General features: G+C 35.8%; 15 protein-coding genes. 9 read left to right on the top strand and 6 right to left on the bottom strand.

Annotated features, from left to right (window positions below; genetic code table 11):
• The first annotated feature begins 340 nt into the window (after positions 1-340).
• Positions 341-2,587, top strand: a complete 2,247-nt coding sequence (locus A6M55_RS01700) for a c-type cytochrome (RefSeq protein ID WP_064196250.1) — start codon at positions 341-343, stop codon at positions 2,585-2,587.
• Between the two features lie 266 nt (positions 2,588-2,853).
• Here A6M55_RS01700 and A6M55_RS01695 read toward each other — a convergent pair whose 3' ends face one another.
• Positions 2,854-3,714 carry a sugar phosphate isomerase/epimerase gene (locus tag A6M55_RS01695; protein WP_015029574.1) on the bottom strand — a complete coding sequence of 287 codons (861 nt, stop codon included), beginning with the start codon at positions 3,712-3,714 and terminating at the stop codon, positions 2,854-2,856.
• A gap of 339 nt (positions 3,715-4,053) precedes the next feature.
• Here A6M55_RS01695 and A6M55_RS01690 point away from each other — a divergent pair, with 339 nt between their 5' ends.
• The 3 genes from A6M55_RS01690 (at position 4,054) to A6M55_RS01680 (ending at position 6,517) form a co-directional block, all read left to right on the top strand.
• Positions 4,054-5,532, top strand: coding sequence for a serine hydrolase (locus A6M55_RS01690; protein ID WP_064196249.1), 1,479 nt, complete (start codon positions 4,054-4,056; stop codon positions 5,530-5,532).
• A gap of 114 nt (positions 5,533-5,646) precedes the next feature.
• Entirely contained in the window at positions 5,647-5,994 is a 348-nt protein-coding gene (locus tag A6M55_RS01685; RefSeq protein ID WP_064196248.1) for a YrdB family protein, read from the top strand.
• 82 nt (positions 5,995-6,076) lie between these two features.
• A complete protein-coding gene (locus A6M55_RS01680; protein ID WP_015029571.1) occupies positions 6,077-6,517 on the top strand; it encodes a DinB family protein in 441 nt (146 codons plus the stop codon).
• A gap of 73 nt (positions 6,518-6,590) precedes the next feature.
• Here A6M55_RS01680 and A6M55_RS01675 read toward each other — a convergent pair whose 3' ends face one another.
• Positions 6,591-6,938, bottom strand: coding sequence for a VOC family protein (locus A6M55_RS01675; RefSeq protein WP_064196247.1), 348 nt, complete (start codon positions 6,936-6,938; stop codon positions 6,591-6,593).
• 287 nt (positions 6,939-7,225) lie between these two features.
• Complete coding sequence (locus A6M55_RS01670; protein ID WP_015029569.1) at positions 7,226-7,516, bottom strand: hypothetical protein; 291 nt, start codon at positions 7,514-7,516, stop codon at positions 7,226-7,228.
• Positions 7,517-7,694: 178 nt separating this feature from the next.
• On the opposite strand from A6M55_RS01670, the gene A6M55_RS01665 reads away from it, so the two are divergent.
• The 5 genes from A6M55_RS01665 (at position 7,695) to A6M55_RS01645 (ending at position 15,294) form a co-directional block, all read left to right on the top strand.
• A complete protein-coding gene (locus tag A6M55_RS01665; protein WP_015029568.1) occupies positions 7,695-8,714 on the top strand; it encodes an aldo/keto reductase in 1,020 nt (339 codons plus the stop codon).
• A gap of 296 nt (positions 8,715-9,010) precedes the next feature.
• Complete coding sequence (locus A6M55_RS01660) at positions 9,011-9,628, top strand: Crp/Fnr family transcriptional regulator (RefSeq protein ID WP_156510959.1); 618 nt, start codon at positions 9,011-9,013, stop codon at positions 9,626-9,628.
• 187 nt (positions 9,629-9,815) lie between these two features.
• Complete coding sequence (locus A6M55_RS01655) at positions 9,816-10,853, top strand: efflux RND transporter periplasmic adaptor subunit (RefSeq protein WP_064196246.1); 1,038 nt, start codon at positions 9,816-9,818, stop codon at positions 10,851-10,853.
• 8 nt (positions 10,854-10,861) lie between these two features.
• Positions 10,862-13,942 (top strand): efflux RND transporter permease subunit, encoded by a 3,081-nt coding sequence (locus tag A6M55_RS01650; RefSeq protein ID WP_082892896.1) that lies wholly within the window; start codon positions 10,862-10,864, stop codon positions 13,940-13,942.
• 11 nt (positions 13,943-13,953) lie between these two features.
• On the top strand, positions 13,954-15,294 hold the full coding sequence (locus tag A6M55_RS01645; protein WP_064196265.1) for a TolC family protein: 1,341 nt from the start codon (positions 13,954-13,956) through the stop codon (positions 15,292-15,294).
• Between the two features lie 110 nt (positions 15,295-15,404).
• Here A6M55_RS01645 and A6M55_RS01640 read toward each other — a convergent pair whose 3' ends face one another.
• The 3 genes from A6M55_RS01640 to A6M55_RS01630 all read right to left on the bottom strand — a co-directional run bounded on the left by A6M55_RS01640 (position 15,405) and on the right by A6M55_RS01630 (position 18,705).
• The gene (locus A6M55_RS01640) at positions 15,405-16,094 is read right to left on the bottom strand and encodes a DUF4386 domain-containing protein (protein WP_064196244.1); all 690 of its coding nucleotides are present in this window, start codon (positions 16,092-16,094) and stop codon (positions 15,405-15,407) included.
• A gap of 320 nt (positions 16,095-16,414) precedes the next feature.
• On the bottom strand, positions 16,415-16,990 hold the full coding sequence (locus tag A6M55_RS01635) for a Crp/Fnr family transcriptional regulator (protein ID WP_015029561.1): 576 nt from the start codon (positions 16,988-16,990) through the stop codon (positions 16,415-16,417).
• A 35-nt stretch (positions 16,991-17,025) separates the two neighbouring features.
• Entirely contained in the window at positions 17,026-18,705 is a 1,680-nt protein-coding gene (locus A6M55_RS01630) for a GH39 family glycosyl hydrolase (RefSeq protein ID WP_064196243.1), read from the bottom strand.
• Positions 18,706-18,891 lie beyond the last annotated feature (186 nt).

Here is an 18,891-nt window from a genome sequence, read left to right as displayed (position 1 = left end):
TATCCCGTTAGGGATTAAATATCGATAGGGAATATTGAAAGCCTCTTCTTTCCAAGTCCCATTGGGAGCTATGAACTCCCACCACTGAGACCTCTTCAACTTTAATATTATTCAACCCAACCTTTCCATAAATCTTTCTTTAATTTTCTCACTTCTGTATCCTCTAAATTGTTTATTGGAAACAAATAGGATTAATAATTAAAATTTAACCAAACAATATGCTAATCAGATTTTTAGCAACAAAAATAATTAGGTAATTTTGATAATTCTTTATAAACAATTATCTCTCATTTTTAATTTATAAATATTGAGAGTGTAAAAAATAACAACCTTAACAATCATGACTAGAACAGTGCCATTTAGAGTAGCTTTTATTGCTTTATTAACCCTTTCTGTTTTTGTTTTTGGCTTTAAGTTTCTTGCTTTTGAGGAACCTAAAGTTTCACTCGAAAAGTATAAAATCGAAGACGGTTTCGAGTTAAAGTTAATCGCATCTGAATCATTTTTGAAAGCTCCTGTAAGTATTGACTTTGATAACAAAGGTCGAATCTGGACAGTAGAAATGATTGGATATATGCCAAATCTTGAAGGTATTGGCGAGGATGAACCTACTGGGAGAATTTCTATTTTAGAAGATTTAGATAAAGATGGGGTAATTGACCACTCAAAAGTGTTTTTAAACAAATTAGTTTTGCCTCGTGCCCTCGCTCATGTATATGGTGGTTTGCTATATGTAGATGCTGGAAAACTTTGGTTTGTTGAGATTAAAAATGATAAACCAGGCAAGAAAACACTCGTTGACCCAACTTACGCAGAAGGTGGTAACGTGGAGCATACTTCAAATGGCTTAATGATGAATATTGACAACTGGATTTATAATGCAAATTATAATTTTAGGTATCAATTAAAAAATGGTAAATGGATAAAAGAAGCCACCACTTATCGTGGACAATGGGGTATCACGAAAGATAATTTCGGACGACTTTATTATAACAACAACAGTGTTCAACTACAAAGTGATTTCGTTTTACCGAACAAGGTTATTAGAAATAAGTATTTCAAACCAACCTTTGCCGAAGGACAAAAAATTGCCAATAATCGTGTGTTTCCGATTCATCAAACCTCTGTGAATAGAGGCTATCAGAAAGGTGTTTTAGATGAAAATGGTTATTTGAAAGAAGTAACGGCTTCATGTGGGCCATTGGTGTATCGTGGCGGAGCTTTCCCGAGCGATTATAATCAAAATGCTTTTGTTTGCGTGCCAGAAGCAAACCTCATTAAACGTAATTATCTGAATTTTAGCTCGCTACAAACTTCAGCCAAACAAGCAGTAGAAGGAAAAGAATTCATTGCCTCAACTGATGAAGGTTTTCGCCCAGTTAATTTATTCAATGGGCCAGATGGAGCTATGTATATCGTTGATATGCACCGAGGTATCATTCAACATAAAGCTTATATTTCGCACTATCTTACGGAGCAATTGGCCAATAAAAAATTGGATACTTTACAAAATGCTGGTCGAATTCTGAAAGTTGTAAGCAAAACTACTAAAACCAATCCAATTCCAGATTTATCAAAAGCCACTACCAAAGATTTAGTAGCATTATTGAGCAGTCCAAATGGTTGGTTGAGAGACAGAAGCCAACAGATTTTAATTAGCAAGAATGATAAAACGATTGTTAAAGATTTAATTGCTCTTGCTAAAGGTAATAACGAGTTGGCGGCAATTCATGCACTTTATACTTTAGAGGGACTAAATTCATTGACATTTGGACTCCTTAGTGATTTGATGACTCAAACCAAGCAAGCAGATATTCTTGCTCATGCCTTGGTTCTTTCAGAACATTTTGCTGCTGCACCTTTATCTCCTAAAATGAAGGATATTAGCTCTCAGTTATTTGCTCAAAACAACGAAACCATAGACCTTTATTTAGCTCTTGCCTTAAACGCTTGGATAAAAGTAGATAATAATGGTTTCTTGCCAATACTTGCCCAAGTTGAAAAGAAATATGCCGATAAACGCATTTTCCAAGAAGCGATTGTAAGTAGTTTAGAAGGAAAAGAAGAACAATACGTTGCTAGCCAGAACCCTGCTGCGATGCTAAAGAATAATTTAACTTTGGCTATTAATAATCGTCAGAAAAAAGAGATGAATCCGATTTTTGTGAGAGAAAAAAATGTAGTTGATGACCGCACCAATGGCTTAAAATTATTCAGAAGTATTTGTGCGACTTGTCATGGTGCTGATGGTAAAGGGATTCAGGATTTGGCACCACCGTTGAAAGATTCTGAGTATATCAATGGTTCGATGAAAAGACTTGCTTCCATCATTTTACATGGTTTGAGTGGCCCAATTACCGTCAATGGCAAGCAATACCAACTCAATAATGAAATGCCAGGTTTAGCAAATAACAATACACTTTCTGACTCTGATATAGCCGATATCATTCGCTATACTCAAAATGCTTTTGCTAAAGATTTTAAAAATATTTCAGCAAGTGATATCAAAAAACTGAGAGATAAAAAGCCAACAAGTGGTGGATTATTTAGCGAAAAAGAACTGCTCGAAACAGATTTTGAGAAGTAAAAAATGGTTATAATAATTGAATAAAACATGTCCTCACCATAGTTAAATATTTAACAATCGGCCACAGGCATAAAAAATAAGCAGTCTCATAATTGAACCCCGAGTGAAATATTTCACCCCCTCGGGGTTCAAAAGAAGAGGAGAAATAATCTTTTCTACCAATATATAACTCTCCTACGGAGCATATTAATCACTCACTTTATTGATAATAAAAAAGCTCGGTAAAGAACATATCTTTACCGAGCTTTTTTATCTTGTGTTAAAGATTAATTAAAGCCAAATTTTGTTAATCCTTCTTTACTTGTCTTAATGGCTTCCATTGGTGTCATTCCGTCAAAAACTTGGTCTTGCTCAACAATATAATACTTCATGCCTGATAGCTTTTTGTTTTTCAAAATTCTACCAAAATCAATAGTACCTTTGCCTACTGGAGCAAAACGTCCTTGGTCGTCCATGTCTTTTACGTGCCATATTTTAAAACGACCTGGGTGCTTTTGGAAATAAGCCACTGGGTCAACACCTGCTTTTGTAACCCAATACAAATCCATTTGGAAATTAACATATTTAGGGTCAAGTTTCTCCAATAAATAATCAATCGGCACAATACCTTTACTATTCTTTTCAAATTCAAAAGCATGATTATGGTATAGAAACTCTAGACCTGCAGCCGTTGCTTTACGTGAAATAGTATCTAAAACACCAACTAAACGGTCAACATCTTCAGTCATTGACAAAGACCTTGTTTTAGGGTCGAATTTAAACATACCCATTGGCGGAACTGGGGCAATGAAATATTTAAAGCCCGCTGCTTTTACATCAGCAATCTGCTTATCAGCATCTTTGGTATTCATACCACCCATGTGAATACTAATTGGCTGTAAACCAATACTTTTAGTATATGATTTAAACTCATCAGGCGTCATTCCATAAAACTTTCCATTGTTATAATCTACTGCCTCAATGTATTTATAACCTAAATCAGCAACCGCTTTAAGCGTAGCTTTAGGGTCTTTACCCATTTCAGTTCTAACAGTGTAGAGCGTCATACCACCCCATTTTTTCTGAGCAGATAAGGATAGGTTGAACAAAATTGATACGATAATTAGAGAAAGGATTCTATTTTTCATTGTTCTATTGGTTGATTTTTTTGCAATATTACAACATTTGAAAAATAGATTTTTATTAAAGGGGAAATGAATTTGTGATAATATAGTCTAGTAATGAAATAGAGAAGTAATTTAATGTTTTTTAGCTATTTTTTGGTAATATATAATTGGGCATATAATATTTTTGATTTTGAAGTAATACCGAAAGAACTTCAATCAAGTACATCTAAAAAAAGGTTATTTATTAGCCTAGGCGATTAACTACGGAATAAAATTTAATACTTTCGATTAGAGAAGAATCTAAATAAAATAAACCTTTTCCCTATTTTTGTAATAACCAAACCCCTCATCAACCAAAACATGAAAAAACTAATCTTTTTCTTACTACTCAGCCAAAATCTCTTTGCCCAAAGTAACGAAGATAAAATCAAGGCAATTGTACCAGAATTAGATGCCAAATTTGAAGCATTCCGAACACAAAATCATTTATCGAGTGTATCGTATGCAGTTTTAGTTGATGGCAAAATTGTGCATCAGAGCAATCGTGGTACGGTTAATTACAAAACAAATAAAATAGCTGATAATCAATCAGTTTATCGTATTGCCTCGATGTCGAAAAGTTTTGCATCGGTGGCAATTCTACAATTAAGAGATGCTGGTAAACTAAAACTCGACGACCCCGTTTGGAAATACATTCCCGAATTAAGAGGGCAAAAATATTCAGCCGATTCGCCCGATATTACAGTGCGTCATTTGCTTACGCACGCAGCGGGTTTTCCTGAAGACAATCCTTGGGGTGATCGCCAGTTGGGTATCACCGAAGCAGAAATGTTGAAAATGTTTAAGAAGGGAATTTCATTCTCCAACGAACCTGGAATTGCTTATGAATATAGCAATATGGGCTTTGCGATGTTGGGACAAATCATTAAAAACGTATCGGGACAAAGCTACCAAAGCTATATCATTAACAAAATTTGGAAGCCTCTTGGCATGAATAATACTTATTGGGATTACACCAAAGTACCAGATAATCAACTTGTTAGGGGCTACCGTTGGTTGCGTGAGCAATACATTGAACAGCCATTTGAAGGCGATGGTGCTTACGGAATCATGGGCGGTATTCTTACTTCTATCGAAGACTTTTCCAAATACATGGTCTTTCACCAAAAGGCTTACCAAGTAAACGCACCTAACTCTCCTATTTTGAAGAAAAGTTCTTTGAAAGAAATGCATTTCCCAGCCAATTTTGGGAGCATGAATAACCGTGGTTTTACAGGTTCAGGCGAACCTTGCAATAATGTTTCTTTCTATGGTTATGGGTTAAGAATCGACCAAAATTGTAACCAAATCAGAAGTATTGGGCATTCTGGAGGTTTACCGGGTTTTGGCTCTGATTGGAAAATTGTACCACAATATGGTATCGGAATTGTGACGTTTACTAACGGGACTTATGGCAGTGCCGCCTTGATGAATAATCAGATAGTTCCATACATTATTGAAAAAGCGGGTATTAGTCCTATTCCATTCCCTGTTTCTCCGATTCTGAAACAACGTCAAAATGAATTAGTAAAATTACTGCCTTCTTGGGAGGGGGCAGAGAAAACTGGCATTTTCGCCGAAAATTTCTTCATGGATTATTTTCCTGATTTGCTAAAAGCTGAAGCCGAAGGAATCTTTGATAAAGTTGGAAAAATAGTTAAAATAAACGAAATTGTACCAGAAAATGCACTTAGAGGCAAATTTTTAATTGAATGTGAGAAAGGAAAAGTAGAAGTAAGTTTCACAATGTCACCCGAAAATCCACCTTTAATTCAGGCATACAGCATTAAGTTGAAATAGAATATAAATTATCCGAAGACTTTAGAATAATGATAGACAAGAGCTTATATTATTAAATCTAAATCCTTCGGATAATTTTTTTTTGAATTGTACCATTAATTAGAGCTATTAATCATGCAAGTTCTCAAATACTTTAATTATGCCCTCGCTTTTAGCTTAGAATTAGTTTTATTTTTTAGCGTCGGTTTTTGGGGTTATTCTCAAGGTAAAACCTCTTTTACCAAATGGATTTTTGCAATTATTTTATTTCTGATTGTCATTACGATTTGGGCTGTTTTTGCGGCACCCAAATCAAACCTTAGATTTCAGAATATTTGGCTTTCACTCTTTAGAATTTTTATGTTTTCGATGGGAACATTGGCTTTAATAGATTTAGGCAAGAATAAATGGTCAATCATCTACTCTATATGCTTTATTTTGAGTGTATCCCTCTCACATCTTGATGAAAAGGGAATCCTTTAAATACCTATATAATTGCGGAGAAATAAAAACTTTCAAAGATTTTCAGTAACATTATCAAAAATTTACAAAAGCGAAAAATTATATGATGAAAAACCTAATGCTCGATATGCTTCTTCAAAGTCAAATCAGTAATGGTGTGACTCTCAAAAAAGTAAGTAACGAAAATGCCCAAATGAAATTAAATTCAGCATCGAATTCTGTTGGGTTTATTTACCGCCATATTGCTGAAACCCTCAATATGTTTACCTTCTTTTTTGGCTTACAACCCGAAGTGGCCAATACTACAATGGGGCAATTAGATAATGGACAAGGCAGTAATACTGATGAAAGTAGTATGTTAATTAATAAGGGTTTTGAAAAGCTAAATAAATTGATAGAAGAGAAACCCGAACAATTTTGGCTTGAAGAAATAGAGACTCCATTCTTCGGAAAAGTGAGTAGATTTAGAATTTTTAGTCATATTTTATATCATAACTCACATCATAGTGGACAAATTGCTGCAATTTTAAGCAAAGGCAAATAGTTTTTTTAATCTCTTTTACTTTATTGAAAGCTATACCTTATAAAATCATATCAAAGTGATAATGGTGGAATTACTAGTTACTTTCTCCAAAGGTAAGTAAGGTACTATTAGTATCAGTCAAAGCAAACTCTTTTTGCCCCCACGGTTTTGTTTCAAGCGGCGTAATCATGCTTACTTTTTTTGATAAAAGATTTTGGTAGAATTCATCAATTCCCTTATCAATTCTTAAGTAAATCATGAAATGTGATGCCGCTGGTTTAAGCTGTGGGTGATAAAAAAAGTGAAGCTCAGCATTATCTTTTTTTATGATAAAATACTCACCATAATCTGAAATGAGCGAAAAACCCAGTTGATTTACGTAAAAATCAATTGTTTGTTGTTTTTCAATAAAGGGGAGTTTTGGAATAGCAATGCTTATCATTATTTGTGCTTCTTTTTAATTTAATTTTACTCGAATATAACTAAGAAAGAGTAAAATACAAAGACGAATCAGCCCTTATTTGAAATAAACATCACTCCTGTCTTTTGGGCGAATCCAACAGTTCTATACTGTCAAATTTGACTTTAATCAAACAATGGACTTTGACTAAAGTCAAATTTATTTTTATTAGATTCCGTCAGTTGAAACTAGCGGCCATGAAGTACAACAAACATTTTCCCAATAAATTATCGCCTTAAAAATTCAGGATAACGCATATTAAATGGTTATCAGTTTCCAGCAAAGGGTGTCCCAAATAGGCCTACTGCCAGTTCAGCCCATACAAGAAACAAGATGAATAAAATTCCGACAATAATCCACACTCGTTGCTTTACACTTTTAATTTTTCTCAATGAAAATTCAATCAATCCACCAGTACCAAATAGTAGCACCCCAGCAACAATAAAATCAAAAACTGACCAGTTTACTTCACTTGTAAATTGCATAGCCACCAATGGTAATAATAAAATCAGAGATGCTATGGCGAAAATAATTGTCAATCGATTGTTTTTAGCTATCATAATTTTACAGTTTTTTAATTATTAAAAAGAACTTTGTTTTTCAAAGTAAAATAAAATAATGCTTCATCGCAAGAAAAATTTACAAATTATTTTGTTATGCTTTCAGATGACAATTTAATCGTTTGTCATTCAATTAAAACCTTGTCATTTTTACATAAATTCAAACACATTCAACAAGATGAAATATAACTATGTAGGCGAAACAGGTCTATTGGTTTCGGAACTTTGTTTAGGAACAATGACTTTTGGAGGCCAAAACGCTGGGATGTGGGATAACATCGGTAAACTTCAACAACAAGAAGTAAACGAACTCATCGACGCAGCCATTAAGGCTGGAATTAATTTTATTGACACTGCCAATGCGTATTCTTTTGGGCAATCAGAACAATTATTAGGTCAGTCGCTAATTGATTTGAAAATTCCTCGTGACCAAGTGGTAATTGCTACCAAAGTTTTAGCTCGAATGGACGACAAGCCTAACAGCACAGGGCTTTCTCGCTATCATGTTTTCAATTCGGTAGAAGCAAGTTTAAAGCGTTTACAATTAGATTACATTGATATTTTGTATGTGCATGGCGTTGACCCAAAGACTTCGATTGAGCAAATCGTACAAACCTTGAATGATGTAGTAAATACTGGTAAAGTCCGTTATATTGCTATTTGTAATTGGCCAGCTTGGATGGTTTCGGAAGCACAAACAATAGCCAAACTTAAAGGTTTCCATCAATTTATCGGCTTACAATATTATTACTCAGCCGTTAGTAGAGATATTGAACATGAGTTAGTATCTATGGCTGCTCATCATAAATTAGCTATTTTCCCGTGGAGTCCACTAGCTGGAGGGTTTTTAAGTGGAAAATATACACGTGAACAAGCAGCAGAAGGCTCAAGAAGAATAAATTTTGATTTCCCTCCCATTAACAAAGAAAAGGCTTATGATTTAGTAGAAGTAATGGCCGAAATTGCAGCTGCACATCAAGCCACTGTTGCTCAAATAGCTTTGGCATGGGTAAGGCATCAATCAGGTATTACTAGTACGATTATCGGAGCTAAAACCATTGCCCAACTCAATGATAATTTAGCTTCAATCAAAATAGAACTTTCTTCTGAAGATTTAAAGAAAATTGATGCAGTAAGCCCACTCCCAATGCAGTATCCAGGATGGATGGTTACTCGTCAAAGTGCTTATAGAAATTAATTTGGCTGAATACTCCCGATTCAAATATTTGATGGAAAGTAATTTAAAAATTGCTCTTTTAGGGCTAAAAATTAACGACCAATGCTCAGTAAAAGATTGTAACCATGAGGCATCATGAATATTATATAAAGATTTTTTTGGGTAATTACTAATAGTATCTGATGATTCATTGCCGTTAGTTAAAACTGACGGCAATGAAAATTAATAAACTAAATTTTCATTACTTCTACCGATATACAGTACCAATGGCACATCTTTTATCCAAATTACAGGATATTTCATGAGTTCAACTTTTATTGATTCAGAATAAAAAATATTTTCATACATTTATTGCCAGTTATCATCTGAATAATAAAGTGGATATTTCGACTTTCCTCAAACAACAAGGCATTTATTCTGACTCTATTGCTGAGTGGCTACATGACAATAGCAAAACCAAAAAGTATTCAAAAGGACATACTTTGCTTATGCCCGGAGAAACTTCACAACGAGTATATTATGTACAAGAAGGACTACTCCGCTCATTTTATACCAAAGATGACAAAGACATCACGCATACTTTTGTAGCGGAAGCCGCTTTTATCTTACCAATTGAATGTATTTTTCATAATGCTCCAGCCATTTATGGGTATGAATTATTAGAAAATACTACAATTACCACTTTTCGCTACGATGATTTTAACAAGCTACAGCAATTTCCCGAAATAAAAGAAGTTGAAAAACTACTTTTATATGATGCCGTGAAAAGATTTTCGGATATTATTCATACCATTAAGTTTCAATCAGCCAAAGAGCGTTACGAACGCATGTTGAAAGAATATCCCAATATCTTACTACGTGCTCCACTGGGGCATATTGCCTCTTATCTAGGAATTACGCAGCAAACCTTGAGCGTGATACGTGGACAAATCTAATATTCTTTGGAAAATACAATACGGCACCCCGATGGAATCAAACCATCGGGGTGTTTTTGTTTTGCTTCTCAAAAAAATCATTCTCAGCTCATTTTTTAATCTATCTTAAAAATTCACAAAAAATAAGCCCCCAACTTTGTAGCATCAAAGCTGAACAAAAGATAATTCGCTATAAATCAATAAAAAAATGAAGAATCAAGCACTATATGTACTATCGAGTATGATTTTGATGCTCGCTGGTTGTAATCAAACACAAACATCTAAAAAAGAGAAAGTCGAGCAAGCGGCTATTCCAGTAAGTATAGAAGAAGTAAAAACAACTTCTGTAAAAAATGATATTTCTGTCAGTGGAAATATTGAAGGCAATACAACCGTAAGGTTAGGTTTTTTGGTAGCAGGTAAAGTAAATTTTATCGGAACTAAAGAAGGGCAAACAGTAAAAAAAGGACAAATATTGGCCAGTTTAGACCCTACTAGCTATAACATTGCGAAACAATTATCAGAAGTTCAGGTCAATGCCGTGACAGATGAATTCAATCGTTTAAAACTTTTACACGATAAAGGAAGCGTTACTGAAAGTGATTTCTCTAAAGTAAATTTCACGCTACAACAAGCAAAACTTCAACAACAATTACAAGCTAAAAATGAAGGTGACACCAAACTCTACTCGCCCATAAGTGGGGTTTTACTCAAAAAACTAACTGAAGTTGGAGAAATTGTCGGTACGGGCATTCCTTGTTTTGTCATTTCAGATATTAGTAAGGTAAAAGTGTTGGCTTATATACCTGAAGGTGAACTTCAATACATAAAAATTGGCCAAAAGGCAGCAATAACTATTTCGGCTCTTGACCGAACCTTTACAGGAAAAGTAGTAGAAGTTGGCTCTGCGGCTGATGTCACGTCACGAGCATTTACCATCAAAATTGAAGTTGACAACCCCAATCAAGTGATTCGCCCCGGTATGATTGCTGAAGCAAAAATTGGTGTGAACAATGCACAACAAGCCACACTTCTTCCTGCCGAATGTATCAATCATGATATCAACAATCTGACCTACGTTTTTGTGGTCGAGAAGGCTTCAAACAAAGCATTTAAGCGTGAAGTAAGCCTCGGAAAAATGATTGAAAATAAGATAGAAATTCTTACAGGCTTAAACGCTGGAGAATGGGTAGTAGTAGCAGGTCAAAATAAAATCTCTGACGGTTCAGCCGTAACAATCAAATAATTAAGGCGATGAATATCATACAAGCATCATTAAAATATAAGCAAGTAACTATCTCGGTTTTACTATTGTTATTTGCCATCGGAATCCAATCACTTTTGAATATGCCCCGCCGCGAAGACCCCAAAATTACGATTCGCACAGGCTTAGTGATTGCCTATTATCCTGGAGCCAATTCGGCACAGGTAGAAGAGCAAGTAACCAAGAAGCTTGAACAATACCTTTTCCAATATGAAGAAGTAAACAAAGCAAAAACCTACTCAACTACCAAAGATGGCGTAGTGGTAGTAAATGTAGAATTGACTGAGCGAGTAAAACAGCCCGATATTTTTTGGAGTAAACTTCGTAATCAACTTTTGGTAGCCAAACAAATTGATTTACCCGAAGGTGTGAGGGGTCCAATTGTAAATTCAGATTTTGGCGATACCGAAGCAATGGTAATTGCTTTAGAAAGTAAAACTGCGAGTCCGAATGAGTTGAAAAGTTACGCTCAAAAATTAGAAGATTACCTTCGCACGCTTCCTGCCACTTCGAAAGTTAAACGCATTGGCGACCAAAAAGAAGAAATAGTAGTTTCATCGAGTTCTGAGAAACTTTCTCAATATGGCGTAAATTTGCAGCAAGTTGTGAGTCTTTTACAATCGCAAAATAAGATAAACCCAACGGGTGATATTAAAACTGAAAACAACAGAACTACGCTTTATACCAAAGGTTATTATAGCACAGAAACCGATTTAGCCGATCAAATTGTGGGAGCTTCACAAAATGGCTCAGTTGTTAAATTAGGAGACGTTGCTCAGCTCAAAAGAGCCTATACCGAACCTCAAAGTATCATTACTGTCAATGGCAATCAAGCAATATTGTTGGCTATTCAAATGCAAGAAGGTAACAATATTGTAAAATTTGGAGAGCAGGTAAATCAAAAAATAGCTGATGCCCAAAAAGTAATCCCTTCTGATGTAAAGATTACTACAATTGTCAATCAACCACATTTGGTAGAGGAAAATATATCTCATTTTATCCAAGAATTTATGTTGGCAATTATTTCGGTCATCATCGTTGTGATTTTGCTTTTACCATTCCGAATTGCAGCGGTTGCCGCAACAGCCATTCCTGTAACGGTGGCAGTAACCTTCGCTATGATGCACGCATTAGGAATCGAACTACACCAAGTTTCGTTGGCTGCTTTGATTTTGGTTTTAGGAATGGTCGTAGATGACGCCATCGTAATTGCTGATAATTATGTAGAATTATTAGATGAAGGCATCGACCGCTGGACAGCCGCTTGGAGAAGTGCCAACGACTTAGTAATGCCTGTCTTAGTGGCTACCGTTACGATTGTAGCTTCGTTTATGCCAATGATTTTACTTAATGGCAGTATCGGCGAATTTATCTTTGCTTTGCCCATTACGGTTGCCATTGCCCTGCTATCCTCTTTTATTGTAGCGATGTTACTGACACCTATGCTGTGCTATGTTTTCATCAAAAAAGGCTTACATAACCATGAAAATGAGAACAAAAAGAAAAGAAAATCATTGCTTGATTACATGCAAGAAGGCTACAACAAATTGATTGATTGGTGCGTAAAATACCCTAAAACGACCATTATTAGTAGCCTTATTCCCATTGCTTTAGCTGGGTTTTTGTTCAAAACCAGTGTTCGTCAACTGTTTTTTCCTGCGGCCGAAAGAAATCAGTTTATTATTGAATTATGGATGCCCACAGGCACAAAATTAGAGAAAACTCATGCGGCCATTCAAAAAGCCGAAAACATTATTAAGCAAGACAAAAGAGTGGTTTCTTATGCAACTTTTACGGGCACTGCTTCACCGAGATTTTATTATAATTTCTCGCCAGAGTTTCCTACAAGTAATTATGCACAGATTTTGGTCAATACAACAACCGATAAAACGGCCGAAGAATTGGTAGAAGAGTTAAGAAAAAAAGTAGATACAACTATTCCAGAAGGTACAACTTTCGTGAAACTCATGCAACAAGGTTCGCCGATGAAAGCACCAGTAGAGGTTAGAATTGTGGGCGAAGATATTTCTCATTTGAAAAAAATAGGCACGCAAGTAGCCGAAATCATGAAAAATGCCAAAGGTAGTAAACTCATCAGAAACGATTTTGCTGAGGATTATTATGGTTTATCACTAAATTTAAAACCCGAAGCAAGTCGCTTAGGATTCACAACAAGCAGCATTTCCCAAACCGTTTACACTGGTTTTAGCGGAGCCGCTATCTCTTCAATTTACGAAGGAAATAACCAAGTAAATATCGTTTTGAGATTAGATGATGTAAACCGCCAAAGTACGGATGATTTACAAAAAGTTTACTTAAAATCACCAATTACAGGAGTAAACGTACCACTTCGCCAGATTGTAGACCTTATACCACAGTGGCAAACTGGTAAGATTATCCACCGTAATGGTGTGCGTACACTTACCGTACAATCAGAAGTTTCGGAGGGTGTTCTACCCGCTGAATTATTGAAAGAGATTCAACCACAAATTGAAAAACTTTCATTACCAAGTGGGTATCATATCGAATACGGTGGCGAATATGCCAACAAGCAAGAAACCTTTTCACAAATGATTACTGCCTTGGTGACAAGTTTGGTTTTAATATTCTTCATTTTATTATTCCAATTCCGTAACCTCAAAGAATCAAGCATTGTGATGCTCACCATTCCATTGAGTTTGTTTGGAGCAATTTTAGGGTTGGCAGTTACGGGTAATAATTTCAGTTTCACTGCCTTTATAGGTCTAATTTCATTATCGGGAATTGTCGTAAGAAATGCCATTATCTTAGTTGACCACACCAATGAACTCATGAAGCACGGCATGGATATTCAGACCGCAGCCGTTGAAAGTGGTAAACGTCGATTACGTCCGATATTCCTGACTGCCATGGCGGCAGCCATCGGGGTACTTCCCATGATTATCTCTAAATCTCCGATGTGGGCTCCGCTGGCAAGTGTACTAGCATTTGGGGTTGTTTGGAGTATGATTATGGCCCTTATTACTGTACCCGTTCTTTATATTGGCTGGATAAAACCTCGTGACAAAAAAGATGTATTGTTGAACCAATAATGATTATTCCAATGAAAAACTTACGCATATATATAGCTTTGGTTTTAGGTTTTCTTCTTGAAAACCAAAGCACTTTTGCCCAAACAACACCTACTTATTCATTAGAACAATTGAGTGAAATTGCTATCAAATCGAATAAAGGTCTTGCTATTAAGCAATTACAAATTGAAGAAAAAAGAATAAAAGTCAAAGAAGACGAAATCAAGCGTTTGCCAGTGGTAAATCTGAGTAGCACTTACCAATACAATGTAAATTTGGCAAATATTACAATTCCTGCTGGTGCAATTGGCGTAATTCCTATGAATGCCACTACGCAAGTGCCTCTTCCAAATACTGATAAAAACATAACTGTTGGAAGCAATAATAATTATAATATTGGATTGACCGCCTATATGCCCTTAACACAACAAGCCAAAATCAAAATGGGTATTGAAGTAAGTAAAGTAGAAAACCAAGTAAGTGAAAAAGAAAAACTAAAGGTTTCGCTACAACTTAAACACGGCATCGAACAGCTCTATTATGCCACTTTGATTGCCCAAAAACAACAAGAAGAAGCTCAAGCCAAACTCAATTTGGCCAATAATCGATTGAATGATTTAGAAAATGCTATCACTGCTGGGAAAACTTTAGATTTGAATAAAGCAGGTATTTTGGCCAGTATTGCCGATGAAGAGCAAAATATCTTAAAATTCGATTTTCAGATTCAAAATTACAAGGCAGATATAGCTAAACTAGCAGGCTTGCCCAATGAAGATTTTTCATTGACCTCCACCCTACCAGTTGTGAATAATCTTTCTTCAATCACTGATTATAAGTCTGGTATTTCAACCAATCCCGATGTTCAAATTGCTAATTTAAATAAATATAAAACTGAGGTGGGGTTCAAAGCTGCTAAACTCAGCGACCGCCCAGATATTGGTTTAGTGACGGGTTATGCCTACCAAAGTGGCAATCCACTTGCTCCTGCCAATAATCCGTTTATTGGCGTAAATCTGAAATGGAATTTGCAAGACCTTTATGCCAATAAACAAATTCAGAAACAAAGGGCATTACAAATGAAGCAAGCCGAAGAAAATATTGATTATACACAAGAGCAACTTTTGTATGAAATAGAAAAAGCATATAGAAAAGCTCAACAAAGTAAATCATTGATTAATGTTGCAGAAAAAGCCCTCAAATACCGCCAAGAGGAATTGAAATTGCAAGAAGACAAGCAATTAGCAGGAATGAACCTGAAAACCGATATTTTAGCTACCAAAGCAGTCTTGGCCAAAGCAGAAGCTGATGTGTACGCCGCTAAATTGGCTTATTTAATTGCTCTTTCAGATTTAGATGCTTTGATTGGACAGTAAAAAATGAATTATTTCAAATTACTCATTGCCGTCAGTTAAAACTTACGGCAATGAAGAGAATAAAACAAATCCTGTTAGTAAATCATCTATTGAAATTCAAGAGATCTCTTTTATTTATTTTCTTCAATTTGGAAGCCTTTTCTAATCAAATAAACCGCTAATGACATTTCATAAAAAGCGATTGGAATAGCCAAAATTACGCCTAAAGTTGATATTTGCTCAATAATATGAAACATCTCAAGCATAGCTGCAAGCATAATCAAACAGGCTGACGTTAGTCCAAGAATAGCCAGTTTTTTAGGCACGAGTCTAGTTTGGAAGAAAACATAGCTGTAAATAAACGTATTAATGGCGAGCATAAAATTAGGCCCCAACATGAAAGTCCAATCATGAAATTCAATAAATGCCAAACCTAAGGCAGTAGCCGTTGGTTTATCAATTGCATGATTGGCATAATGTTGACTTATAGAAAGCACCGCTAAAACTGCCACAATTCCCATCATGATAAATACTACCTCCAGCATTCGGAAACTTAGATAACCCAATCCTAAACTTTCATTGTATTTTTTTAAGTATGGATACATCATCAAGCCTGTGCCTGTTGCTGTAATACAAAGAATAAGTTCGTTTATTGCTCCCCAAACAATAGCATGATGATGTTGGCGAGCGGAAGTAATGAAATCAGTTTCCGCCAAAATAGGGTCGTAGAGTTTTAGTCCAATAATGGATGAGATGGCCGCAAGAATAAAAAATATACCCGTAATAGTTGCATTTTGTTTGTCGTTTTTCTGAATATTCATTTTGCTTTTTCGATAATGTTTCAGCAAAAATACCAAAGCCGTTTTTCAGAAAAATTAACAAAAGATAATAAGCGACTGGTCCTTAAAAATACCATTCCTTAAGGATTTTATTTATATGTTTCTTTGTTATGGTCATTTCATGGCTTCGCCATTCTTTACAAAAACTCGAAGAGGAAATGTGTGTGGATGACCTTATTTGCTATAATTATTTCATAGCTTCGCCATTCTATACCTAACCTCTAAGAGGTGAAAAGATTATAGAAATTCGTGTACGTACCATACAAACAAACCCCGAAGGGGTGATATTTTTTTTACCAATATCATACTTGCACCGAAATACGTTTTCTTATACGGCTCAAAGATACTTGCGTAATACCCAAATAACTCGCCAAATGATAAAGCGGAATTCGATTGACTAAATCAGGGCGTTTTTCTAAAAGATTAAGATAACGTTGCTCGGGACTGAAGGTCTTAAATTCATCAAATTCTATGACTTTTTGCACCAACATTTCGTTGCTCATTTGCATAATCATGGTGGTGAGTTTGGGCACTTTTTCAAGAAGTTTCTGGTTTCGTTCATCACTACCCAATGCCAAGACACAATCTTCCAAACAAGATAAATAATACTCCGAAGGCTTTTTAGTTTGATAACTAACAGGCGTAATTGATTGATTTTCAATATAAAACTCTGTATTTCGTTCTTCGCCATCCATTAGATAATAGGCTCTTACACAACCACTTAATACAAAATAACATTCTTTGGCATACTCCCCTTCTTCTAGCAAAAGCTCATTCTTTTTAAAGTAACGAATCAAGTTTTGCTCTTTGATGATTTCAATTTCCTCCTCCGTTAGTGGAATGTATTTTGAAATATAGTTGATGATGAGATTATCCATTGTCATTCTGTTTTAAAATCCATTTTAAAATTAAATCACCAATCAAACCTCAATAACGAAACACCTTGACGGGGTAATTTGAAATTGAGTTTTAGTGTACCGTTGGTCAATTTTAAATAGCTTGGCGAGGTGAGTAATGCCAATTGTCCTGCTTTTTCTAAGATACTAATTTGTTCGGCCGTCGGGTTTTCGGGTGAACCCATTTTCTTCCAAACTTCATATGAATTACTGTTTTCGTTGTCGATTCGGTAATGCTTAAAATTGACTTGTTGAGCAGGAAAACCCTTTAAGTCTATTTCTACTGTCGCATCTTCAGCTTTTAGGTCATCGTCATGATAATGCCAAACCATTACCGCTGCTGAGCGTTGGTCTTTACTGGCGAGGGCATCAATATCGGCTTTTTTGCGTACGCTCGAATCTCGCACCATCGTAAATGTATAATTCTGATTACCCTTTACTTCCACTCTATTGCCCGACATCATGCCGTACATTCTGAAAACATTCAATACGGGTTTATCAATGCCATTGGTGGCTAAATCTCTGAAACCATAAAAATAGGGTTGATTTTCAAACTCAAATGACCAACTCACTGCCCCCAATAAATTAGCTTTGAAATAATCAGCCAAGGCATATTTTCGGGCAAACGAAGCAGCCGTATAACTCGAATACATCGTGCCGTTTCGATACGCATTTGATGGGTTGGTTTTCATGCCACAAGCCGCACAACCTTCGGGGTCTGACTCGCCAATGATAATAGGTAAGTTTTTGAATTTGGCATAAGAAGTAACAATTCGGAATCCTTCCGAAATATCTCGTAGTTGGGTTCCTACATTCATTTGTACGTGTCCATCCACAATTTTTGGAGCACCTTTCGCATGAAAAGTAATAAAATCAAGCGGAGAACCTACTTTACCCGTCACATAATTAGTCCCTGACTCGCAATGCGTTAGAAAAGTTTTAAGAAAATCAGCCGCTTTACTCCAACTTGGGCCAGTTGTTTCAGGGCCACCTATTCTAATCGTTGGCAAAGCTCGTTTGGCGGCATCGGCGGTATAATCATAAAGTTTACAATATTCTTCTACCGTTCCGCTCCAATAACCAATATTTGGTTCATTCCATAATTCCCAATACCAAGTTTCTACCTCGGCTTTTCCATAGCGTTCTACCGAGTGTTTTACCCACGCATAGACCAAATCGGCCCATTTTTTATAATCTTTCGGCGGAAAAGTCCAACCCTTATAAATTTCATTGTAAGGCATTCCGGGTTTCCATTTATGCTCATAGGGTTGTGGCTTGATTGAAAGAGCTTCGGGCATAAAACTAAATTGTGCCACTGGTTTGATGCCTCTTTCTCGGTAAGTATCAAAAATTTTATCGACGACTGTCCAATCATAAATGGGCTTTCCGTTGGCATCTTCAGTATAAACATTGGTAGAACCCCACTTCATAGTAAGAGTATCATGCCCAGAAGTAAGCATATTATGGGCTCGAAAATAAACGGGTACTGGACTTAGTTGACTTAATTCGGTCAGCAATTTTTTGCCATCTTTCATGTAAGCATAGTTGGGTTCGTCGGCACCGAACCAAGCCCACATGGTACTCATTTCGCCAACTTTTTTATTCAAATCAATTTGGATAGTTGTCTTAGTTGCTTCTTGTGCAAAACTCAGTCGAAAAATGGCTATAAGGATAGAGAGAAAGTAGGCTTTTTTCATTTAATGTTAGGATGAATAGAGTTTAAAGCAAATATACTTGGAAAATACTTTTTTGCTTCTTCCAATGCAAAGAATAAAAGCCGAGTATCGAAAATTCATCAATACTCGGCTTTTATTAAATAAAGTAAATTCGGGATTAAATTGAATCATATTTGCCCCAGGCGGGGCTTTATATTTGGTAGAAAA

Source organism: Emticicia sp. MM, assembly GCF_001649495.1.
The sequence above is the reverse complement of the archived record's forward strand: the minus strand, read 5'-3'. Positions and strand labels throughout refer to the sequence as shown.